Below are 23,410 nucleotides of genomic sequence, written 5' to 3' on the forward strand. Positions count from 1 at the left end.
TTTCCTTGTAGCAGGGGTAAGCCCTCTTCATAAAACAGACATCATTAGACCTACCCCTTTTTCTACTGTAATCTCCCATTCTTTTTCATCATTTCACAAACAGTTTCAACATTAAAACTAAACTCGAAGGGAGTGATAATCCTTCAATAAAGATTTCAATGGTTATTAACTCAATTGTTTATTATTAATACTTCTATTAAAGGAGGGCCATCAATGGGGCACGATATATCCGGCTTCAATAAAGCGGGAGAAGAGATAGCTTATGCTCGATTTGCCATGTGGAATCAAAATGCGATTATCTTATATCATTTATTCGAGTCAACCAAATACCATGCCGGGGTCAGTGGATCTGGCCGAAGTACTACCTTCACTATTCAGCAAATTGAAAAGGCTTTGAATAGTTACAAGCAATTTTACCATCAGGGTGTTTCAATGCCAAAAGATGAATGGAGTGAAATGGATCAAAAACAAATTCAGAACTTTATACAAAATTGTTTAGCTACCGCACAAAAAGAGGGCACTGTAAGAGTGTGTTTTGCTTGAAGTTTTATATCGAAGTTTGATGTTGATTTTCTTCTTGTTTTGATTTTATTGCCATCCCATACTGCAATTTCCCCTTATGATTTCATCATTCTAAACCTACTAACATGTCGCTTTTTCATAATTATTTCCTTACTTAAATAAATTCATTTAATTAAATTATTAATGTGGATAGATGGGAAAATTGCCGGTTTAATCGCATTTAAAGTTATTAAAAAGGAGTGTTATCATGCAAGCCGTTTTAAGAAAAATTTCAAAGCGGATGACAGTTTGTTATTCTGAACTGTTTCCTGATTCAACAGACGAGTATTTTCATTTTGCTTATATGGGAAAATTATTTATTGTTGCTGATTCCTATTGTATGAATCCAGATTGTACTTGCCAAGAAGCAGTCCTTCATTTTGTACAAACTTATCCGATGAAAGGGAGGAAACCTGAGAGTTTTATGATATGGTATAAACTCAATGGCAGAGGATATAAAATTCATGAACAGGGCATGTTCAATAGACGTGATATACAGAATATCGTTAGGCATTTTACTGCAGATCATACCATTCTAGAGGCACTAAATGAGCGATATAAGGTAATGAAGGTAAAAGTAGAAGAAATCTTAGGTTAGCCAATTAGTCAATACTTGAAAGTGTCCATTTTTCAGAATATTATATAAACTAGGAGATAAAAAACTTTAAAAGCAACACACAACAAGGAGTTGGGTTATGAAATTTTTACTGACATCTGCTGGTATTAAGAACAAGAGTATTCACGATGCGCTGGTCGACATGCTGGGTAAGCCGATTTCCGACTCAAACGCCCTGTGCATACCCACCGCGATGTACGGACACCCCTGGGTCGGCCCTGGTGTCAAAGCCTGGCAGTTTATCAGCGGGAAAGAAGAGAATCCCATGGTTGACCTAGGTTGGAAGTCCGTCGGAGTGCTGGAGCTCACAGCGCTGCCAAGCATCAACGAAGACCACTGGGTGCCACTGGTCCGGGAGACGGATGTCCTGCTAGTGTCGGGCGGCGACGCCCTCTACCTGTTCCACTGGATGAGGCAATCCGGGTTGGCAGACCTCTTGCCGTCTCTAGACGCAGTCTATGTGGGAATGAGTGCTGGGAGCATGGTGATGGCACCCAACATCGGGGAATTCTTCGTTGGCTGGACTCCGCCCACAGGTGGCGATGAAACGCTGGGTTTGGTCGATTTTTCCATCTTTCCACACCTAGATCACGAGATGCTGCCGCATAACACGATGGCTGCCGCAGAGAAATGGGCTGCCGGGATGAAGGGTCCGTCGTATACGATTGATGATGAAACTGCCATCAAAGTGATAGACGGAGAGGTCGAAGTTGTCTCTGAAGGGCATTGGAAACTGTTTTCACCTAGATAGACTTGGCCGCCAAACATATCAAATATCGTAGGTGAGATTACTGTGTTGTTGAAATTCACCATACTCAATTTGATAATCAGGTAATAATAAAAGGGTACCCAAGTAAAAATTTTACTCATTGGGTACCCTTTAATATTTATTTAAAACACTTTTGTTGTCCAATCCTCACAATTCCAAATATCAGTTGCAATTTCAAGATAGAAATCAGGTTCGTGAGATACCATTAAGATACTTCCGCGATAAGCCTTTAAAGCCCGCTTCAATTCTTCTTTTGCATCCACATCCAAGTGATTGGTAGGCTCGTCTAGAATTAATAAATTCGTTTCTGTGTTTAAAATTTTACACAAACGAACTTTGGCTTTTTCGCCACCAGAAAGGACTTCAATCTTACTTTCAATATGTTTCGTCGTTAAACCACATTTTGCAAGAGCGGCGCGGACTTCAGCCTGATTCATGCTTGGAAACTCGCTCCAAATCTCTTCAATACAAGTGTTGTAATTGGACTGTTTCACTTCCTGTTCAAAGTAACCGATGTATTGATACTCTCCGCGTTCCACTTTACCCGAAATCGGATTAATCAATCCAAGAATACTTTTTAAAAGAGTAGATTTACCAATACCGTTTGCACCAACGAAGGCAATTTTTTGTCCACGTTCCATTTTCAAATTCAAAGGGCGAGAAAGGGGTTCATTGTAACCAATAACAAGATCTTCCGTCTCGAAAATCCAACGACTGGATGAACGAGCTTCTTTGAAGTTAAACTCTGGTTTCGGCTTCTCTTTCCCTAATTCAATGATTTCCATTTTGTCGAGCTTCTTCTGACGAGACATCGCCATATTACGAGTCGCCACACTTGCCTTATTACGAGCAACGAAATCTTTCAAATCAGCAATTTCTTGTTGTTGACGCTTGTAAGCAGACTCTAACTGTTGTTTCTTCATTTCATAAATTTTTAAGAAGTTATCATAATCGCCAACATAACGATTTAATTCTTGGTTTTCCATGTGATAGATCAAGTTAACAACACTGTTCAGGAACGGGATATCATGTGAAATCAAGATAAATGCATTTTCATATTCCTGTAAATAGCGCTTCAACCATTCGATATGCTGTTCATCCAAATAGTTCGTAGGCTCGTCTAGTAATAGGATTTCAGGCTTTTCTAGCAAAAGCTTAGCTAGCAAAACTTTTGTACGTTGCCCACCGCTTAGATCATCCACATCTCGGTCAAGTCCAACATCGTCTAATCCTAAACCACGAGCAACTTCCTCTACTTTAGAATTAATCTGATAAAAATCATTACTATCTAACGTTTCTTGTAGCTCTCCAACTTCTTCAAGGAGTGCATCGATATCCGCGCCTTCATCTCCCATTTTTGAGTAAAGTTCATTGATTTCTGCTTCAGCATCAAATAAATATTGAAAAGCAGTACTCAAAGCTTCACGCATCGTAGTACCTTTTTGAAGGACAGCATGCTGATCTAAATAGCCAACACGAACTTTTCGTGACCACTCTATTTTTCCCTCGTCAGGTTGCAACTTTCCAGTAACGATATTCATGAAAGTAGACTTACCCTCACCATTGGCCCCAACGAGTCCAACGTGCTCTCCTTTTAAAAGTCGAAAAGACACATTATTAAAAATCGCACGATCACCGAAACCATGACTTAAATTTTGTACGTTTAATACGCTCATTTTTCTTACCCCTTATCTATTGTCACATATGGAAATCATACTAGATTTAGACTAGATTTTCTACTTGAAGTTATTTCTTGTCAAGGAGGTAATCCAATTATTGGAGTCTCCACCTTCTTAATTTGATAAAAAGTACTTCGGCATGGTATAAGTGTAGAGAAGCAGATAAATGCTGCACTTTAATTTTGGGAGAAAGGTTTTACCTGCTATCCCATAATGGAGGATTTGAATTTAAAATGAAAGATAATTTTTGGCGTGATTTACCACGACCTTTTTTTATATTGGCACCGATGGAAGAAGTGACGGATGTTGTTTTCCGCCATGTAGTGAGTGAGGCAGCTAGACCAGATGTATTTTTCACAGAATTTACTAACAGCGAGAGCTATTGTCATCCAGAAGGGATCAAGAGTGTTCGTGGGCGCTTGACTTTTACAGAAGATGAGCAGCCCATTGTAGCCCATATCTGGGGAGATAAGCCTGAAAACTTTCGGCAAATGAGTATTGGTATGGCCGAAATGGGTTTTAAAGGTATCGATATCAACATGGGTTGTCCTGTACCTAATGTCACTCAGCATGGCAAGGGAAGCGGTCTTATCCGTCGACCAGAAGTTGCAGCCGAATTAATACAAGCAGCAAAAGCAGGAGGATTGCCTGTAAGTGTGAAGACTAGGCTTGGTTTCTCTAAAATAGACGAATGGCATGACTGGCTGACACACATATTGAAACAAGACATTGCCAATCTTTCCATTCATCTGCGTACTAGAGATGAAATGAGCAAAGTACCTGCACATTGGGAGCTAATCCCGGAAATCAAGAACCTACGGGACCAAGTTGCACCAGATACACTCTTAACAATCAATGGGGATATTCCAGACCGTCAAACTGGCTTAAAGCTCGCTCATCAATACGGCATTGACGGGGTTATGATTGGGCGTGGTATTTTTCATAATCCTTTTGCCTTTGAAAAAGAATCGAAAGAACATAGCAGTAAGGAATTGCTAGATCTTTTACGGTTGCATATGGATCTCCATGATAAATATGCAAACTTAGAGCTACGATCGTTCAAGGCTCTCCATCGCTTTTTCAAAATATATGTCAAAGGATTTCGAGGGGCAAGTGAATTAAGAAATCAATTAATGAACACAGCGTCAACAAATGAAGTGCGAGCGTTACTTGATCAATTTGTGTCAAAGAATCTTGATGGTCAAGAGGAACTGTAGGAGTATTCAACCGATGTGCCTCCATTAGGACTTTACGGGTAGTAAAACTTCTTGATACATTAGTCAAAGAAACAAGTAACGAGCATTCAAACGATTGGTGAAATGTTAAATAAATAAAGCAACCAGAATGACCTCTATCTAAAATTGGATAGAGGTCATTTTTGTTCATTTAGCACCAGGCTTGGCAATAAAGATGGAGATAGGCGACCTGTCTATCTCTCCTTTTCTATGTTTCTTTTAAAACCTAAAATACCAAGGGTTTGGAATATATTATTCGGTCTTGACCCCGAGCTTGTCGAGAATAAACGCATAACAGGCAGCAGCTTCTTTTAAGTGATTGAAACGACCTGATGCACCGAAGTGACCGGCACCCATGTTCGTTTTAAGAACAAGGACGTTGTCATCCGTTTTTAACGCTCTTAATTGTGCAACCCACTTAGCCGGTTCCCAATAAGCAACTCGGGGATCGTTAAGACCGGTTGTGACATACATGTGCGGATAGTCTTTCGCTTCAACATTGTCATATGGGCTATATGACTTCATATAGAAATAGTCCTCCCGCTCTTGAGGATTGCCCCATTCGTCCCATTCCAGGGTGGTAAGGGGAATCGTGGTGTCGAGCATCGTCGTGACTACATCAACGAATGGTACTGCCGGAACAATCACCTGAAACAGCTCTCCGGCCATGTTGGCAACTGCACCTACGAGCAAACCTCCAGCGCTGCCACCGCGTGCAGCCATTTGACTTGGGGTTGTATAGTTACGCTCAATAAGATGTTTCGCTGCTGCAATGAAATCTGTGAATGTGTTTCGTTTCTTCTGCATCTTTCCATCTTCATACCAACCTCGTCCCATTTCGGAACCACCACGAACTTGTGCAGTTACAAAGACAATCCCCTTGTCCAGCAATGGGAGACGATACGGGTCAAAATGCGGATTGCTATTTGCTCCATACGATCCGTACCCATGTAGAATTAATGGCGCTGGCCCATGATCAATTGCTCCATTCCGATAGACGACGGTCATCGGTACTTTTACTCCATCTTCGGCTACCGCCCACAATTGCTCTTGGCGATAGCGGGAACGATCATATTCCCCGCTGACGGGAGCAACTTGCAAACGCTCTTTCTCGAAAGACTGCAGATTCAGTCCGTAAATTGTTTTTGGTGTGAGTAGGGACTCATATTGGATTAATACCTCTGCCGTTTCATAGCTTTGACCAGATAAAATCGAAACTGTGTATAGGGGCTCATCCCATTTAATTTGCTCTAGTTCACTGTCGCGCAGTACCCAGATTTGCGTCAGACCATTCTCCCGGCCAACGATAAGTAGCTTATCGCGAAATGGGTACATGGCTTGAAGATAGCGGTCCTCGCTATACTCAACGACTTTTACCCGTGAATGGAGGTCTTTGAGAGGGCAACGGAGTAACTGAAAGTTCATAGCCCCTTCGTTTGTCAGTATGAGCAAGTCATCTCCCCAATGCTCAATATCGTATTTTATTCCGTTACTTCTTGCATCCACTAGCTGCAAAGGCGACAACGGAGAATCCGCATCTAGTAGCCGAATCTCGCTAGTCGTTGTCGATTCTGACTGCACAACAATAAATTTCCCGCTTTGCGTTTTTCCTAAACTTAATGTAAAAGTGATGTCTTTTTCTTCAAAAATCAATTGATCACTATCTACACCACTGCCCAAACGATGTCGCCACAACTGGTATGGGCGTTGCATCTCATCAACGGTAATATAAAAAATATATTCACCACTCCGACTCCATTCCATACTGCCATACAAAAATACATTCGGAATTCGCTCGGGTAAAAGCTCGTCCGTTTCGATGTTCTTTACGTAGATGGTATATCGATCCGTGCCATCCCGATTCTCCAAATAAGCGAGACGTTTATGATCAGTACTTAAACGCTGCACCGTTACGCTTAAATATTCACCCTCTACGGCTAAATCATTCAGGTCGAGCACCACTTCCTCTGGTACTTTTGACAGAAGCTCACGGCTTGCTGCCTGTTTTCGTGCATAGATAGGATATTGCTTGTTTTTATCCAAACGGGAATAGTAGAAGAATGGTCCAAGCTGCACCGGGATTTTCACTTCTGAATCGGGAACACGGTCAACCATGCTCTGAAAAATTTTTTCAGTTCTTTCCTCCAATGGGCGCATGATTTCATCATAATACCGATTTTCTTCCTCAAGATACTGGATGACCTCCGGATTGGTGCGATCCTTCAGCCAATAATAGTCGTCTTTGCGGACATCGCCATGTAGTTCATGTTGATGAGGAATGCGTTTTGCTACAGGTGGTTGCATAAGAAGCTCTCCTTTCGATATGGTATTAGTTTCGTGACATGGGCTGTGAAATCCTCTTTTTCATTCGGTTGCATATGTCTAAAAATATAATGTCAACTTAAACAGAGGAAGCTGATTTCTAACCGTAGATAAGTTTGTAATAAAACATTTTTCAATCAAACATTTGATTAAATCAAACGTTTGATTGAAAATAATATAGGATTATCCGCTAAAAGATCTAGTGAAAAAATGTTGGTCAAAAGAAACAATGAAACCGTAGTGTTATTGTGAAAATGTTTATCCTTTTATTGTACTGAAAGAATCACTATAATGGATGTAAAATATTGGTGCATAGGGGATGAAGGAAAAATGATTGAAAAATTGGCATGTAACCTTGGTCGTAAGGATGAAGAACTCAATATTGAATTAGCAAAATATCTTAGTGAACAAGAAGACCAAAACGGAATCGAAGAAATTGTGAATGGATTGAACGCCAAAGATAAAGCAGTAGTAAATGATTGTATTAAAGTTCTATATGAAATAGGATATCGAAAACCGGAATTAATCGCTTCCTATGCAACGGTGTTTATGTCAAATCTGCTATCGAAAAATAACCGACTCTCATGGGGAAGTATGATTGCACTAGGAACGGTAGCAGAAATTAGTGCGGATGAAATATTTCCGCATTTAGATATAATTAAAAAAGCCTATGAAGTGGGTAGTGTCATAACCGTTGATCATAGTATTAGTGTTTTTGCTAAATTGTGTAAGGCAGATAAAAATTATATGAAAGAAGTTTTTCCAATTATTATTAACCATTTATCACAGTGTAGATCGAAAGAAGTACCACAACATGCAGAGCGAGCCATGATTTGCATTGATATTACCAATTCACAGGATTTTGTGGAGGTATTAGAAAGTAGAAAATCTGAATTGACTTCTTCACAATTAAATAGAGTAAATAAAGTTATTAAAATGGTAACACATCTAATCTGAGCAATATGAACATAAGAATATTAATCAAAAAGGCAGAAGAAACAATCACTTCTGCCTTTTCGTATGCGTTGGATACGAACAAACACCGTTAGGGATTAAAAGGCGAACATTTCAGGAGAAAACTATGCTCCCATGCATTAATCAACATGACATTTGTCACATCCAAATTATTCCTCTGCTCACTACTTAATCTAGTGATCTTCTTTTATGATTAAGTTAAGAAATGAAAAACAAATTGAGTGAGGCGATAAAAATGGTTTTAGAAGTAAAGAATTTAGTCAAGCGATATGGTGATTTTGTTGCGTTAGATCATATAAATTTTCAAATAAATGAAGGCGAGATTTATGGATTGCTTGGTCCGAATGGGGCAGGAAAAACAACGACAATCAGTATTCTTTCCGGATTAACGAAATACGATAGCGGAGACGTTATTCTTTTTGGTAAAGAAGTGAAACGTCACGAAATGGACGTAAAACAGCAGCTAGGAATTGTTCCACAGGAGATTGCTTTGTTTGAGGATTTAACTGCATATGAAAATCTGGATTACTTCGGGCGTCTCTACGGATTAAAAGGAACACTTTTAAAAGAAAGAATTGAAGAAGCCCTAGAATTCACGGGGTTAACAGATCGTAAGAAAGATCGACCAAAAGGATTTTCCGGAGGGATGAAACGCAGGTTAAATATAGCAGCTGCCATCCTTCATCATCCAAAGTTGATTATTATGGATGAACCAACCGTTGGGATAGACCCTCAATCTAGAAATCATATCCTACAATCGATTAAAGAATTAAATCGTATGGGCTCCACCATTATTTACACATCACACTATATGGAGGAAGTCGAGGAAATTTGTACGAAAATTGCGATTGTCGACCATGGCCGTGTCATCGCACAAGGAACAAAAGAAGAGCTAACGGCACTAGTATCCTCCGAGCAAAAACTAGTATTAGAGTTATCATCCACAAGCGTTAGCATGATAGAAACCATCAAGCAAATTGCTAGTGTAAGAGAGTGCAGCGCTAGAGGAAACGAATTAATCGTTATTGGCAAAAAAGGTGAGCCATTTGTGAATAGAGTTATTGAGATCATTACCAATGAAAATATCGAAATCCAGTCCTTTAATGTAGAAAAACCAAGCCTTGAGGCGGTCTTTTTAACGCTAACAGGACGCTCCCTAAGGGACTAGAGAAAGGTGGGGAAACAGATGAAAATTTGGTCAATTGCTTACTATACGTTTCTAAGGCATATCCGGGATTATAAATCCGTTTTAGCATTTATCGGGCTCCCGATTGTATTAATTATCATATTGGGGACGGCCCTCAATAGCGAGTTTACGCCAAAGAGGGTAGATTCTATGAATGTAGGGCTGCTTAGTTTAGATGATGAAGAGGTGGTTGAAAATGCGCTTTTGCAACTGTTTGAAGCAAACGAAATAAAGGAGTTAGTGACGATTAAAAAGGTTGAAAATATAGAAAGTGGTAAGGATTTGGTGAAATCTGGAGAGTTAAAAGCCTTCATCTATTTAAACCAATACCTTACCAAAGATTTGACAAGTGGAAATAAGGCCACAATTGAGCTGTACACGAAAGATGAAAGAACCTTTATCCAACCTGTGTTGGAAGGCTTTGTCCGTACTTTTAATGTTAACCAAATAATGATGAACTTATCGGATACACCGGTAGCTCAGCAAGTGGCTACAAGCTCAGTAGAAGAATTAAAAATCGTCACCGAAGGGAAAACACCTCGAGGGATTGACTATTATTCTATTGCCTCTCTGTTCCAAGCACTACTATTTGGTTCACTATTTGGTGTGTTTGCCATCACGAAGGATCTTGGAAATCACACAAGTTCCAGACTTTTAGCAGCCCCTATACCAGCTTGGCAAGTAAGGATGGGGAAATTAATCGGGAGCACGTTGACTTTGTATCTTATTTCATTGGTGATTTTTAGTATCTCTAAATTTGTTTTTAAAGCCAATTGGAATGCAAGCATGTGGCTCATCCTTCTCGTACTTTTCTTATTCTGCTTAACTTCAATTGGAATGGGAATGATTCTAGGATATGTGACGAGAAATACGATGATATCAGCGCTAACCATTTTCGTTGGAACAACCGTATTAACTCTAGTTGCCGGTGGATTTTCTCCAATGGAAGGGAAATTGATTGATATTTTAAGCAAGTTTTCTCCAAATGCATATAGTCAAAAGCTATTATTTACCAACATATATGAAGGAACGATTGCCACATCTATTCTCCTTCAGTTTATGTTATACGCCTGCCTGATTGTTGTAGGTACGTTTCAGTTTGGAAGGAGGAAGGTAGCGTGAGTATTTTTATTCATACGATAAAAAGGATTTTTCGAAATAAAATTCAAGTGTTTTTCATCTTGATGTTTCCATTAGCATTTATGACCCTAGGCTTCCTTGGATCAGAGCCAATGGTAAGAGTAGCGGTCATTGACCAAGATCAAACTGACCTAACGAAAGGTCTAATTCGTAATCTTGAAACAAAAGCCGATATGAAAACGATTCGCGAAGAGGAAATTGAAAATAAACTCCAAAATCTTAAGTTAGATTATGTTCTTCTGATTAAAAAGGGCTTTACCGAAAGATTAATAAGCGGAAAACTGGAAGGTATCACTTCCTACTCTGTTGAAGAGTCTAATTTTTCAACATCCATTCATGCTTTCGTGAACCAATGGTTGAGCCACGCACAGATGATTGCTGCAGGAGTAAAAGGCAATCCTGAGGCCTTTCAGCACGCCTTCACCGAATACGATGCAAATGGGAAGCTTCAACTAGAAAGCACTCCTGTTATCGATAAAGGGGCAACCAAGACAAAATCTCTCCTTGGTTTTCTGATTATTTCGATGCTATACACGTCAATGATTGTTGGTCTATATATCCTGATTAATAAGAATAACCATACCCTTTATCGAACGCTAACAGCGCCAATCGGTTTAAAAAACTATATGATTCAAACCATTTGTAGCTTTTTGTTTGTCTCATTCATTCAAATCTTGTTTGTCATGATCATGCTTAAGTGGGTGTACGGCATGTATCTGGGTGATGCAGCTATTTCCATTTTCATCCTACTGTGGCTGTTTTCATTCGTGACTGTTTCCTTTGGAGTAGCGATAAGTTCATCATCTAAGTCGGTTGTTCAAGCGTGTTTAATTGGAATTTGCTTAGTGGCCCCAATGGCAATGCTCGGAGGTGCATACTTCCCGCTCGATTATGCACCCGACATTATTCAAACCTTAAGCCAATTCACCCCGGTTACTTGGGTGTTACAAGGGATTGATCAACTTCTTTACGGACAGTCAATCTTTTCGTTAGGAAAAGAAATGCTCGTTATTCTCCTTTTTGCGGTCATCTTCTTTTTACTTGGAACATTAAGAAAGGTAGATATTTCAAAATGAAATCCTGTATAATATAGGAAAAATAATCCAATATACGAGGGGAAAATGAACTCCATTGTAAAAGCCTTGATATTTTTATACCTGATTATTGAATTAGTCATCGGAGATGTTCTACCGTATGAACAGTTATTCATCTTGATGATTATCATTGCGGTGAACATTTTGAAGGAAAGATTTTGGGCTACCAGCTACTTATCCATCGTAACGCTACTATTAACGATAGTGGTGTCAACGATGGATATTCGCTTTTCTGTCCTTTTTGCGATGGCTTCCTACGACTTTACCTTAAAAAAGCAATACATCGGCACCATCCTTACGTTCTTTTGTGCGATCTATTATTTAGGAGACCAATTATCTAGTCTTCTGATGTTTATTTTTGTTAGTTTGTTAGCTTATGTGATTGGAGAAAAGAAGGAAAGTAGTATTCATTATAGCGAAGTGCTCGATAATGAAAGAAGGCTTCGTTATGAATTGGAACAAACTAAAGCTAGACTTCTTCATTCTTCGAAGGAAATTGCCGCTATTGTCGAAATTAAAGAAAGAAATCGAATTGCCAGGGACATCCATGATAGTATCGGCCATAATCTTGCAGGAATTTTGATTCAGCTTCAGGCAGCGTATAAGCTTCATACCAAAAATCAGGAAAAGTCACTCGAAATTGTGCAAAATTCGATAACTGGATTAGCGAAATCATTAGAATTACTCAGGAACACTGTCCACAATATTAAACCACGTGAAACTCTTGGTGTTGAGTATATTGAAAATATTATCAAGCAATTTACCTATTGTCCTGTCGACTTAAAGCTTAGCGGTAACTTTAACACGGTACCGCCAAGTCATCTGGAGTTGATCAGCACTAATATCAAAGAGGCACTAACCAATACAGCCCGTTATTCAGGTGCCACTAGAGTCACCGTCAATGTCGATGTAACGAACGAATACACAAGATTATTCATAAAAGATAATGGGGTCGGCTGTGGCTCGATTAAGGAAGGGCTTGGTTTAAGTGGGATGAAGGAAAGGGTGCGAAATGTGGGGGGCACGACTTCCATCTCGGCAAAGGATGGCTTTTTAATTGTTTGTATGATTCCAAGAGAAGAAGGGAGCAAAGTCTTTGAAACTATTAATCGTTGATGATGATGCATTAATCCGTGAAGGACTGAAAATTCTCATTGAATTAGAGGATGATTTCGAGGTAGTCGGTACGGCATCAAATGGTCAAGAAGCATTGGAACTTTGTAAATCACTTGATCCTGACCTCGTCCTTATGGATATACGTATGCCGGTAGTCGATGGTGTGAAGGGAACAGGGCTCATTAAACAATATAACAGCAATATCAAAATCGTTATCTTAACAACCTTTAAAGATGATGAATACATTAAGGATGCCGTCAGAAGCGGCGCGGAGGGCTATATTTTAAAAAATCAGCCATCTGATAGCATCATTGAGAGCTTACGGGCTGTCGGAAAAGGAAATATTGTTTTCGAAAAAGAAGTCGCTCATTCATTATCGGCGATGCTCTCAGACAAGAAAAAGCCGCCCAAAGATTTAAATATTTCAGCAAGAGAAATGGAAATCCTTCAACTAGTATCCGAAGGCCTCTCTAACAAAGAAATTGCCAGTAAATTGTTCTTAAGCGAAGGGACGGTTAGAAACTATGTAACTGGACTACTCGAAAAGCTCCAATTAAGAGACCGAACCCAGCTGGCAATCTATTATTTAAAAGAATTTTAATTCGATAACAGCTCTAAGATGGAATCGATTGTAGGAAAGGATAGGGGCAAAAAAATAATTTACTCTTTTCGGACTATTTTTTTCAGAATGAAGCAAGATATAAAAGAGTTATACTTCTTTACAGAAAATGAAGGTGGGAAAATGGAGGCTTTTCCAATTATCCATACAAACTTTTGGGATGCGGTTATTGCTGTTCCATTGGTGGTAATCCTTACACAAATCATAAAAAAACTATTTCCGGTAGCAAAACCTTTGGTACCAGGAGTAGCGAATGGAATTGGATTAATTATTTCGATTTTTTTTGCCCATCGTCATAATCTTTGGGCAGGATTCTTTATGGGTTTTTTCTACGGAAATGCTGCAGTTGGTTTATACGCATCTTTAAAAACGCAAATAAAGGCTTATAGGGGGCAGCTAAATATATGATTTTTATCTATCATGACTTTGGCGGTACACATACAACATCATTAGCTGCTGCTTATCATTTAAACATTCTAAATGATTCTGAAAAAATTCCAGACAGGGACACGATCCTATCTGTACCCTATTTTAATAAATTATCAAAAAAAGATGCTGGAAATTTTATTTTCCATGGTGAGGATGATGCGGGAAATCGTGTCTATACACTTGGAAGACGCTCCTCCAAACTAGTGGTCCCCTCTCTTGTTCATTTTAGTGAAATAATGGTTAATGGCTATCAATTTAATGAGAAAATTATCTTTTCCAATACATCACCTGTCGTGCCACTGCCTATGACTTTAGGTGGATTCTTTTCTAGAGGGCTTGGACTTGATTTTATTGGTGTTCCCTTGCTTGTCATAGGGGCACAAAAATGCTGTAAACATATTGCCCAACTGGTGGAAGAAACGAAGAACATGGCAAGACAATCCACAGAAACAAGGGTTATTTCAATTGATAATAAAAAATATCAGGCATAGAGTACCAAAACTAAATACAAGTGATGATATCCTGTTTTTACTATTTTACTATGAGTGAATTCAATCAAACGTTTGATTAAATCAATCGTTTGATTGAATAGAAATGTTGGTTTATCAATTAAAAGAACTAGTGAAAAAATCTTGAATAAAGGAAACAATGAAACCATAGTGTTATTGTAAAAACCTATCTTCCTATACTTTCGAAAAAGACCCTGATTTCGCAAAAGATTTTTGCGAAATCAGGGTCTTTTTCATGCCAGTAGCCTTGTGATAATAGGGTTTTATACCTGTATCAATCGATTAAATAGGCTAATTTGTTCACTTTTTATAGATATTTCAAATAATTCAAATTATTCATGAAATTAATTCTATGAAACTCTATAATGAAGTGGACTTAATAGATAGGAGGAATGGAATAATGAAGAAAAAGTTTATTGTACCTGTAGTTCTGTCTTCAATGATGTTGGTGGGGTCTATCCCTGTTTTTGCGAAACCGGATAATTCGAGTTTGGTAAGTAATGGACAAGCTTTCAAGGAGTGGAATGAAAAAGCAAACGTGCCTTTATTTGTGAAGGAGCGGTTTGCGGTGAAATTTTCTTCTAGCACTGCTACCGATGCATTAAATTACTTAAATAAAAACCAAGGAAAATTAGGATTAAAAAATCCAGAGAAAAACCTTAAGGTGAAAAAAGTCATGAAAGATGAATTGGGTATGACCCACGTCCGCTTTAATCAGTCGGTAAATGGAGTGAACGTTGAAGGGTCCGAAATTATTGTCCACTTTAATGAAAATAATGAAGTAGTATCAGTTAACGGAAGAATGAATCAGACGATTACTGATTTTGATGTAGTTGATACCACTACATCCTTAAGCAGCGATGATGCACTAAAGGAGGCATTATCTTCTGTCAACGCGCCAGAAGAGCTGACCTATGAACCAACTACTGAGCTTGTCATACTTCCTTATGAAGGAGAGAACCTTACAGCTTATAAAGTAAATGTAAACTTTATGGGGGATGAACCGGGTAACTGGTTTGTTTTTGTGGATGCCAAAACAGGAGAAGTGATTGATAAGTATAATGGCCTAATGCATGCGGAAGAAATGAAAACGCAAAAGGGTTCCGGTAAAGGAGTACATGGTCATCACAGGGAATTACATATTTCCCAAGTAAAATCACCGAATTCCGGAACTAAGTTTGCATTAGCCGATTACTCTCATGAAAACCTTGGAGGAATCATAACATATGATGCAAAAAATGATAGTACTTCCAGTAACGATACCGTTTATGTTGGGAATTCTGCTGCATTTATCGGCGATTATGATCGAGCGCTTGTAGATGCACACTATAATTCCGAAAAGGTTTATGAGTATTTTCTAAAAGAACATGGTCGCAATTCTCTTGATGGGGAAGGTATGGCTATTATTTCTAGAGTTCACTATGGTAAAGATTACAACAATGCATCATGGAATGGGCGTTGGATGACCTATGGTGATGGTGACGGTAAATTCATGATCTCTCTATCGGCTGGTCTTGATGTTGCTGCCCACGAAATGACGCATGGTGTCATCACACACTCAGCAAACTTGGTATATCGAAATCAACCTGGTGCGCTAAACGAATCTTTTGCTGACGTTTTTGGTGCATTAGTTGATGATAGTGATTGGGAAATGGGCGAGGATATTATGGCACCTGAGGCTAAGGCTAACGGTATAACAGTATTGCGCAGCCTCAGTAATCCTAACAGTGTGATTGTCAGCAATGAGCAAAGAAGGGCCTATAGTACAAATGGTGGAGTCTATCCAGACCATATGGATGAATTTTATCATATGCCAACTTCAGTTGACAACGGCGGAGTCCATGTGAACTCCTCCATTCCAAATCATGCAGCATACTTGATTGGTCAAGAAATTGGAAGGGAAAAGCTGGGGAAAATATACTATCGTGCTTTAACGGTTTATCTAACAGCAAATTCCAATTTCAGCGACGCTCGTCAGGCGATTGTTCAATCAGCAATCGATATTTATGGTGAAGGCAGCAAGGAAGTGGCAGCAGTTCATTCAGGATTTGATTCTGTCGGTATTTACTAATTAATTCGGGTTGCTTATCAATAGAATTAATATGAATATTTGAAGTGTTTTAGCATCCCTCAGACTTAGAGTTTGAGGGATGCTTTGTCGTGAGTTCTAGAATACTATTTATTATGAGCCTATATAAATAGGTATATATCTTTAAATAGGACATATTAGTAACATAGAATGCAATTGTCGGCACGACTAATAGAACAACTTCACAAGGAGAGTGAATGTTTTATGGAAATAGTAAAAGAAAATGATTACCGTAAAGACTTGCTAAAATGGTGTAATCATATATATTCTCATTGGGTAAATATGAAACCTAGATTCTCAAAACTTTTCGATTTAAAAAGTCTAGATGATTGGGAACAATCATGCCGTAATTTATTGCAAAAGTTAGAAAAGAATCCTGAGGTGAATGATGAAGATTATTATGCAGCTGCAAGATTGTATGAACAATGGATAATATTATATAAAGAATCTAATGATCATAAGAGGAACTTTGACTCTCTAGGACGAGAAAAAAGCTTCTCAAAAGAGGAAGCTGCAGCAATCGCATTACTTTTAGGAATTGACTTTACGAAAAGTAAATTTGATTTAAACGAGTTCTGGACGGGAGTTAATATCGAATTGGAGCATGGAAAAATAAATAGTCAAACAAATGTTACTGGAGATGACCCTATTTTAACTGGAAAAATTGCTTTGGCTCATCTTAATGAGTTTCCTGATTATTATAAAAGGTTAACCGTGCTTGAGGAACAAGCTAAAGCCTATTGGAAAAAAAGAAATGTTAATGAAAAATAACTTGAATTAGTGGAGATTGAATTTTGTTAGAACAGCCTCATAATCTTCCATTGTATCAATATCTATAAATAGCTCTTGGGATTCATTTTGAATCACCTTTCCTTTAATGGAGGGATAATCTGTTAAAAGTTTTTTAACACCTTCGTCCCTCTTTAATTGTTTTAAAAGGGGGAAAAGGGGTTTTCCAATCAGAACAGGGGGGCAAATAATATCTTTATAACTAGATGCAACATATAATATTTCTTCTTTATTGAACACATCAATGAGTTGGTTGATTAACTTTTTGGGAATAAACGGTTGGTCCGCAAGAAGAATCATTGCCCCATCTGGAGCCAATGATGAATTTGCGACACTAATCCCGTAATTAAGAGAATAGGAGAGGCCTTTTACCGAGTCAGAGCAAGAGACAACTGTTACTTTCTCTGTTAAAAAGGATTGCCAATGGTTAAGTGATTGGTCATCATCTCTTGCCACAACAACGATATGCGAAAGGTTGGATCCAAGGGCTGTGTGTAATGCATGTGTACCTAATGCTTCGTTTCCTAACGGAAGAAGTAATTTACTCTTGCCCATTCGAGTACTCTTGCCGGCTGCCAAAAAAATTCCGACTATATTGTTTTGTTTAAGCATCATTCACTCTTCGTTCCCCTTTCTAAATTGTTGAATGACTTGAGCCATGATACTGACGGCTATTTCTTCGGAACCTTTTGCACCGATTGGAAGTCCAATTGGGAAAAATAAATTTTTATGACAAACTCTCTCACCTAATAGACGATTCGTTCTTTGAGTTGAGCCTAAAATACCGATGTACCGGACTTGATAATTTATTAGTTCTATGAGGAATTCTTGATCCTTTAAAAAATTGTGACTCATAATAACGATGAAATCATTTTTTGAAATGCGGCAGGAATGGATGATTTGCAGTGGGGTTCCTATGATGAATTCATTGGCGGAAGGAAAATGGGATTCGTTGCAAAGTCCAGGTCTCCAATCACAAAGTGTTACGTTGAAACCAATTTTTGAGGCTAATGATACTAATGGTTTTGCGTCTTCGCCAGCGCCGAATAGGAGAATCCGTGGAGGTGGCGTAAAAAGATAGGTATATTTATATCCTTCCCTACTTGGCCGAAAATGGTTAATAATGCTCGGTTTTTTTGGGTCCTTATAAATTTGAAATGTAGATTTTTGGAAGGCGAAGTCATCTGAAAATTCCTTTTCATGAAGTACTGAGAATCCCTTTTCTAATGAGCTCTTTAAATAAAGTAAATCTGCTCTTAATTGTTCGGTGATAGGTTCCAACAGAATTTTTATCACTCCATTACAACCCATTCCTTGCCCCCAGCCATAGTCATCGTCACTGCTTAAATCATAAGTGACAATTTGCGGACAGGTTGATAAGAATAAATCTTTACTCCGCAAAAAAAGATCCTCTTCTAGACAACCCGGAGAGACCATTCCAACCCTCTCACCATTTTCCATGATAAGCATGGATGTCCCTTCTCTTAAGTATGCTGAGCCATAGATATGAATAATAGTTGCCAGAATGCTCTTTTCTGTTGAATGTTGAATGGCTTCTAAAATTTTAAAAAAGGTTAGCATATCAGTTTCAACTCCAATGAGAAACATATTTGGTTTCCTATGTAGCTCAACTCTTCAATTTAGAATTTATGAAAGAATAATGGAAAAAATGCAATGGTAGAAAGGGAATTTTTTGGGGCGCTTATCTTTTGAATTTCCATAACCTAATAGGTGAGGAAGGCTTTGAGGATATAGGGTCCAGGGGGAAATGGGCAGTTTTTTTAGGGAGGTAAATAAAAAATAAAATATTTTAATATATTTCGGTTGACTAAAATCTTACCATGCGTTATTCTTAGCTAGACAATTATTTAACTTCTGAAAATTCCATAATTACTTTCTTATCCAGAGAGGTGGAGGGACATGGCCCTGCGAAACCTCGGCAACAGGTTCTGATGAATACTGTGCCAATTCCTTCAGACATACGTTTGTCTGGCAGATGAGAAGAGCTGATTCAGTTTATCAATCCTCTTCTTTTCTATGAAGAGGATTTTTTGTTTTTATTAGTTTCGAATAGGTACATGTGACTATTGTTCGTCCGAAATTTTACTAGAATAACTTCATAATATTTTCTTATCCAGAGAGGTGGAGGGATATGGCCCTATGAAACCTCGGCAGCGGGTTCTGTTGAACACTGTGCCAATTCCACGGGAATGTAGTCCCGAGAGATAAGTTAGAGTTTGTATGTAAAACCTCTCAACTTATCTATGGTTGTGAGGCTTTTTCTTTTTTACGGGGGTTCGTAGAGTCAAATAGCACTGCTAAACTCTAAAACTAAGTAAAACGATATGTTAACTAGGTGTTTTTGATTGTTTAAAAATACATATGATTTTGGAAAAGGAGGAAGATTTCGTAATATGTCATACCTACTTAAGCGACTTTTTACGATGATTGTCACATTATGGATCATTGTCACCTTAACTTTTGTGATTATGCATATGATTCCGGGAGATCCATTTGCAACCGATGCAAAATCTTTGCCGGAGGAAATTGTCCAGAATATGAGAGAGAAATATAATCTGGATAAACCGTTACCGATCCAATATTTTCTCTATTTAAAGAATCTCGTGCAATTGGATCTTGGTCCATCCATTCAATCCAAAACGAGAGATGTCAACACTCTCATTGCCGATGGTTTTGGACCCTCTGCTTTATTAGGAATTCAATCTCTTATTATTGCGATTGTAGTGGGGATTGGTCTAGGGGTTATCGGGGCCTTAAATCATAACCGCCTATTGGATTATGCGTCGATGTTTATTGCCATCATCGGAATATCCCTTCCAAGCTTTATACTGGCTCCCCTATTAATCAAGTACTTCGCTGTTGAATGGGGACTTTTACCCGTAGCTGCTTGGGGAACATGGAGTCACTCGATTTTGCCAACCATTGCTTTAGCAGTCAGTCCGATTGCGATTATTACTCGGTTTGTCCGGGCGAGCATGATTGATATTCTTAATCAAAATTTTATTAAAACAGCTGAGGCAAAAGGTCTTCATACTTGGGAAATCGTTATCAAACATGGCTTGAGAAATGCGTTAATTCCGGTGATATCATTCATTGGTCCATTGTTTGCGGCAGTGATAACCGGAACGTTTGTGATTGAAAAAATATTTGCGATTCCAGGAATCGGGAAGTATTTTGTGGATAGTATTTTTAACCGTGATTATCCAGTTATTCTAGGTACCACGATTTTCTATAGTGCTATTTTAATCGTTACTTTATTTGTTATTGATCTACTGTATCGAGTTATCGATCCACGTATTAAAATCGCAAGCGGAGGTGACTCCTAATGAGCCAACCACAAACTAATTTAGATCATCTTTTTCGGCCAGCGAATAAAGAAAACTTACAAAGCGATAAAATCGGAAGGCCATACGAGAGCTACAGTAAGGAAGTCATCCGGAAAGTTATCAAAAACAAAATGGCTGTTTTCGGTTTTATTCTCTTAGCGGTGATTATTCTTTTATCGATTTTCGGACCACATATGGTCCCACATAGCCCAAGCAAACAGAATTTAACACAGGGGAATTTACCGCTTTCCAGTGAGCATTGGTTTGGAACCGATGATCTTGGAAGAGATGTATGGGCGAGAACGTGGGCTGGGGCTAGAATCTCTTTAGTGATTGGCTTTGCAGCTGCAATGATCGATTTAATTATTGGTGTTTTTGTAGGTGGAGTCTCCGGTTACATGGCGGGTCGCGGAAAGACAGGAGACCGAATAGATTATTTCTTAATGAGAATTGTTGAAGTCTTGTATGGAATTCCGTATTTACTTGTCGTCATTTTATTGATGGTCATGATGAAACCGGGACTTACTACGATGATTATCGCATTATCGATAACCGGTTGGGTGGGGATGGCTAGAATTGTCCGTGGGCAAATCCTTCAATTAAAACAACAGGAATTTGTCTTAGCCGCAGAAAAGCTCGGAACCTCGCATGCAAAAATAATAATCAGGCACCTACTGCCGAATATGATGGGGATTATCATTGTTAATTTAACGTTTACGATCCCTTCGGCAATTTTTGCAGAGTCGTTTCTAAGCTTTCTTGGATTGGGTGTCCAAGCACCTACAGCCAGTTGGGGAACGATGGCAAATGATTCTTTAGGAGTTATTCTCAGTGGTCAGTGGTGGAGATTATTTTTTCCAGGACTAATGATTTCACTAACGATGTTTGCATTTAATGCTTTTGGAGACGGTTTGCAGGACGCACTTGACCCTAAATCCAATAAGTAAGGAGGTTTGTTGATTGAGTCATTTATTGGAAGTAGAAGATTTAAAGGTATCTTTCCGAGTATCAAGCGGTGAAATCCATGCCTTAAGAGGTGTTTCTTTTCATGTTAAGAGTGGGGAAACACTTGCTGTTGTAGGGGAAAGCGGATGTGGCAAAAGTGTAACGGCACAGGCAATCATGGGGATGGTTCCTTCCCCACATGGACGAGTGAAAGAGGGCAGGATTCTTTTTAAAGGGCAGGACTTAACGAAGTTTAACAAGAAGGATTTTAGGAATATCCGTGGATCTGAGATTGGAATGGTGTTCCAAGATCCGATGACATCTCTTAATCCAACGATGAAAGTTGGCAGTCAAATTGATGAAGTCTTAATTAGAAATCAAAAGTTGTCAAAGAAAGAGGCCAAACAAAAAACAATTGAGTTGCTAAAACTTGTTGGAATATCGGATGCACTCAGTCGTTATTCCCAGTATCCTCATGAGTTTAGTGGTGGTATGAGGCAAAGGGTAGTGATTGCGATTGCGTTAGCCTGCAATCCTGAACTGATTATTGCGGATGAACCGACGACGGCATTGGACGTGACGATTCAGGCACAGATTTTAGATTTATTAAAAAAGCTACAGGAAGAAAGAAACACATCAATTATGCTTATCACCCATGATTTAGGTGTCGTTGCCGAGGTGGCGGACCGAGTAGCTGTTATGTATGCAGGTGTGGTCGTTGAGAGTGGAAGGGTGGAAGAGATATTTGAAAGCCCGAAACATCCTTATACCTGGGGCTTATTAAATTCAGTGCCAAAGTTAGAAAGTAGTGAGAAGGAAAGATTGATTCCGATTGAAGGCTCTCCACCTGATCTTTTTGACCCTCCTAAAGGATGCCCATTTGCAGCCCGTTGTCCTTATACGATGGAAGTTTGTCTCGAACATATGCCGGGGAGTGAAGTGTTCTCGGAACATCATCAGGCTCGTTGCTGGCTAAATGATTCCAGAGCACCAAAAACTGAAGAATTGATCGCAGCAGGGAGGGAGTAACATTGTCTGAATATGTGTTAGAGGTCCAGGAAGTCAAAAAGCATTTTAAAATCGGCGCCAAAAAAACCGTGAAATCGGTTGATGGAATTTCCTTTGCGATTCGAAAAGGAGAAACGCTCGGATTAGTCGGGGAGAGTGGCAGTGGGAAGTCTACGCTTGGACGAACAATTGTCGGTCTTTATGAAACGACCTCTGGGAATGTGCTTTTTAACGGCGAAAATACTTCAAATCTTAACGGAAAAAAGAAAAAAGAGCTGAGTAGGCAAATGCAAATGATTTTTCAGGATCCAACAGCCTCTCTCAACCCAAGAATGAAAGTTGGCGACATTATTGCTGAAGGGATTGATGCGTATAAGCTTTTAAAAGGAAAGGAGAGAAAAGAGAGAGTCGTTGAATTGCTTGAAAAGGTTGGTTTACATGCTGACCATGCGAAGCGATTTCCTCATGAATTTAGTGGGGGGCAACGCCAAAGAATCGGAATTGCAAGGGCATTGGCACTTAACCCTTCCTTTATCGTAGCAGATGAGCCGATTTCGGCGCTAGATGTTTCAATACAGGCACAGGTGATTAATCTTCTCGAAGACCTGCAAAAGGAACAGGAGCTTACTTATTTATTCATTGCCCACGATTTAGCGATGGTCAAACACATTAGTGATCGTATCGGTGTGATGTATATGGGGAAATTGGTGGAGCTCACCACGAGTGATACATTGTTCCAAGATCCACTTCATCCCTACACACATGCGTTATTATCGGCCATTCCAGTTACGGAACCGAAATTAAGGGGGACACGGGAACGAATTGTGCTTTCGGGTGATCCACCTAGTCCATTAAATCCACCGTCTGGGTGTCCGTTTCGAACGAGATGTCCCAAGGCAATGGAGAAATGCGGGGAAGAGATACCGAAATGGAAGGAAATAAAGGCGGAACACTGGGTAGCTTGTCATTTATTTTAATTAGA

22 protein-coding genes and 2 riboswitches are annotated in these 23,410 nt (G+C 39.1%); of the genes, 18 read left to right on the forward strand and 4 right to left on the reverse strand.

Going from position 1 to position 23,410, the window contains the following annotated elements:
• The first annotated feature begins 213 nt into the window (after positions 1 to 213).
• The 3 genes from ACX9YW_RS15515 to ACX9YW_RS15525 all read left to right on the forward strand — a co-directional run bounded on the left by ACX9YW_RS15515 (position 214) and on the right by ACX9YW_RS15525 (position 1,928).
• On the forward strand, positions 214 to 543 hold the full coding sequence (locus tag ACX9YW_RS15515) for a hypothetical protein (RefSeq protein WP_460347990.1): 330 nt from the start codon (positions 214 to 216) through the stop codon (positions 541 to 543).
• Positions 544 to 769: 226 nt separating this feature from the next.
• Positions 770 to 1,159, forward strand: a complete 390-nt coding sequence (locus ACX9YW_RS15520; protein WP_460347992.1) for a hypothetical protein — start codon at positions 770 to 772, stop codon at positions 1,157 to 1,159.
• A gap of 97 nt (positions 1,160 to 1,256) precedes the next feature.
• Positions 1,257 to 1,928 carry a Type 1 glutamine amidotransferase-like domain-containing protein gene (locus tag ACX9YW_RS15525; RefSeq protein ID WP_460347994.1) on the forward strand — a complete coding sequence of 224 codons (672 nt, stop codon included), beginning with the start codon at positions 1,257 to 1,259 and terminating at the stop codon, positions 1,926 to 1,928.
• 140 nt (positions 1,929 to 2,068) lie between these two features.
• Here ACX9YW_RS15525 and ACX9YW_RS15530 read toward each other — a convergent pair whose 3' ends face one another.
• Positions 2,069 to 3,622, reverse strand: a complete 1,554-nt coding sequence (locus tag ACX9YW_RS15530; RefSeq protein WP_460347996.1) for an ABC-F family ATP-binding cassette domain-containing protein — start codon at positions 3,620 to 3,622, stop codon at positions 2,069 to 2,071.
• A 236-nt stretch (positions 3,623 to 3,858) separates the two neighbouring features.
• On the opposite strand from ACX9YW_RS15530, the gene ACX9YW_RS15535 reads away from it, so the two are divergent.
• Positions 3,859 to 4,842: a tRNA dihydrouridine synthase gene (locus ACX9YW_RS15535; protein WP_460348129.1), complete on the forward strand. Its 984-nt coding sequence runs from the start codon at positions 3,859 to 3,861 to the stop codon at positions 4,840 to 4,842.
• A 270-nt stretch (positions 4,843 to 5,112) separates the two neighbouring features.
• On the opposite strand, the gene ACX9YW_RS15540 is transcribed toward ACX9YW_RS15535, so the two are convergent.
• Positions 5,113 to 7,164: a S9 family peptidase gene (locus ACX9YW_RS15540; protein ID WP_460347998.1), complete on the reverse strand. Its 2,052-nt coding sequence runs from the start codon at positions 7,162 to 7,164 to the stop codon at positions 5,113 to 5,115.
• Positions 7,165 to 7,512: 348 nt separating this feature from the next.
• Here ACX9YW_RS15540 and ACX9YW_RS15545 point away from each other — a divergent pair, with 348 nt between their 5' ends.
• The 10 genes from ACX9YW_RS15545 (at position 7,513) to ACX9YW_RS15590 (ending at position 17,110) form a co-directional block, all read left to right on the forward strand.
• The gene (locus tag ACX9YW_RS15545; protein WP_460348000.1) at positions 7,513 to 8,139 is read left to right on the forward strand and encodes a hypothetical protein; all 627 of its coding nucleotides are present in this window, start codon (positions 7,513 to 7,515) and stop codon (positions 8,137 to 8,139) included.
• A gap of 253 nt (positions 8,140 to 8,392) precedes the next feature.
• Positions 8,393 to 9,325 carry an ABC transporter ATP-binding protein gene (locus ACX9YW_RS15550; RefSeq protein WP_460348002.1) on the forward strand — a complete coding sequence of 311 codons (933 nt, stop codon included), beginning with the start codon at positions 8,393 to 8,395 and terminating at the stop codon, positions 9,323 to 9,325.
• 18 nt (positions 9,326 to 9,343) lie between these two features.
• Positions 9,344 to 10,465 (forward strand): ABC transporter permease, encoded by a 1,122-nt coding sequence (locus ACX9YW_RS15555; protein ID WP_460348004.1) that lies wholly within the window; start codon positions 9,344 to 9,346, stop codon positions 10,463 to 10,465.
• Positions 10,462 to 11,559: an ABC transporter permease gene (locus ACX9YW_RS15560; RefSeq protein ID WP_460348006.1), complete on the forward strand. Its 1,098-nt coding sequence runs from the start codon at positions 10,462 to 10,464 to the stop codon at positions 11,557 to 11,559. The genes ACX9YW_RS15555 and ACX9YW_RS15560 overlap by 4 nt, the downstream gene beginning before the upstream one ends.
• 45 nt (positions 11,560 to 11,604) lie before the next feature.
• Positions 11,605 to 12,693: a sensor histidine kinase gene (locus tag ACX9YW_RS15565; protein ID WP_460348008.1), complete on the forward strand. Its 1,089-nt coding sequence runs from the start codon at positions 11,605 to 11,607 to the stop codon at positions 12,691 to 12,693.
• The gene (locus ACX9YW_RS15570; protein WP_460348010.1) at positions 12,674 to 13,294 is read left to right on the forward strand and encodes a response regulator; all 621 of its coding nucleotides are present in this window, start codon (positions 12,674 to 12,676) and stop codon (positions 13,292 to 13,294) included. The genes ACX9YW_RS15565 and ACX9YW_RS15570 overlap by 20 nt, the downstream gene beginning before the upstream one ends.
• Before the next feature lie 141 nt (positions 13,295 to 13,435).
• Entirely contained in the window at positions 13,436 to 13,720 is a 285-nt protein-coding gene (locus ACX9YW_RS15575; RefSeq protein WP_460348012.1) for a hypothetical protein, read from the forward strand.
• Complete coding sequence (locus ACX9YW_RS15580; RefSeq protein WP_460348013.1) at positions 13,717 to 14,232, forward strand: DUF3189 family protein; 516 nt, start codon at positions 13,717 to 13,719, stop codon at positions 14,230 to 14,232. Before ACX9YW_RS15575 ends, ACX9YW_RS15580 begins: the two co-directional genes overlap by 4 nt.
• Before the next feature lie 418 nt (positions 14,233 to 14,650).
• The gene (locus ACX9YW_RS15585; protein ID WP_460348015.1) at positions 14,651 to 16,321 is read left to right on the forward strand and encodes a M4 family metallopeptidase; all 1,671 of its coding nucleotides are present in this window, start codon (positions 14,651 to 14,653) and stop codon (positions 16,319 to 16,321) included.
• Positions 16,322 to 16,543: 222 nt separating this feature from the next.
• Positions 16,544 to 17,110, forward strand: a complete 567-nt coding sequence (locus ACX9YW_RS15590; protein WP_460348017.1) for a DUF5661 family protein — start codon at positions 16,544 to 16,546, stop codon at positions 17,108 to 17,110.
• Positions 17,111 to 17,116: 6 nt separating this feature from the next.
• Here the strand turns inward: ACX9YW_RS15590 and ACX9YW_RS15595 are convergent, their stop codons facing one another.
• A complete protein-coding gene (locus ACX9YW_RS15595; RefSeq protein ID WP_460348019.1) occupies positions 17,117 to 17,743 on the reverse strand; it encodes an NTP transferase domain-containing protein in 627 nt (208 codons plus the stop codon).
• Entirely contained in the window at positions 17,744 to 18,736 is a 993-nt protein-coding gene (locus tag ACX9YW_RS15600; RefSeq protein ID WP_460348021.1) for an XdhC family protein, read from the reverse strand.
• A gap of 287 nt (positions 18,737 to 19,023) precedes the next feature.
• Positions 19,024 to 19,131, forward strand: a riboswitch (SAM riboswitch).
• A gap of 124 nt (positions 19,132 to 19,255) precedes the next feature.
• A riboswitch (SAM riboswitch) is annotated at positions 19,256 to 19,360 on the forward strand.
• Between the two features lie 182 nt (positions 19,361 to 19,542).
• On the opposite strand from ACX9YW_RS15600, the gene ACX9YW_RS15605 reads away from it, so the two are divergent.
• Genes ACX9YW_RS15605 through ACX9YW_RS15620 form a run of 4 tightly spaced genes read left to right on the forward strand, consistent with a single transcriptional unit; the run spans position 19,543 to position 23,405 of the window.
• On the forward strand, positions 19,543 to 20,475 hold the full coding sequence (locus ACX9YW_RS15605) for an ABC transporter permease (RefSeq protein ID WP_460348023.1): 933 nt from the start codon (positions 19,543 to 19,545) through the stop codon (positions 20,473 to 20,475).
• Positions 20,475 to 21,422 carry an ABC transporter permease gene (locus ACX9YW_RS15610; RefSeq protein WP_460348025.1) on the forward strand — a complete coding sequence of 316 codons (948 nt, stop codon included), beginning with the start codon at positions 20,475 to 20,477 and terminating at the stop codon, positions 21,420 to 21,422. Before ACX9YW_RS15605 ends, ACX9YW_RS15610 begins: the two co-directional genes overlap by 1 nt.
• A 13-nt stretch (positions 21,423 to 21,435) precedes the next feature.
• Complete coding sequence (locus tag ACX9YW_RS15615) at positions 21,436 to 22,449, forward strand: ABC transporter ATP-binding protein (RefSeq protein ID WP_460348027.1); 1,014 nt, start codon at positions 21,436 to 21,438, stop codon at positions 22,447 to 22,449.
• Positions 22,450 to 22,451: 2 nt separating this feature from the next.
• Positions 22,452 to 23,405 (forward strand): ABC transporter ATP-binding protein, encoded by a 954-nt coding sequence (locus ACX9YW_RS15620; protein WP_460348029.1) that lies wholly within the window; start codon positions 22,452 to 22,454, stop codon positions 23,403 to 23,405.
• The last annotated feature ends 5 nt before the right edge of the window (positions 23,406 to 23,410 follow it).

The organism is Pseudoneobacillus rhizolycopersici (genome assembly GCF_054786815.1).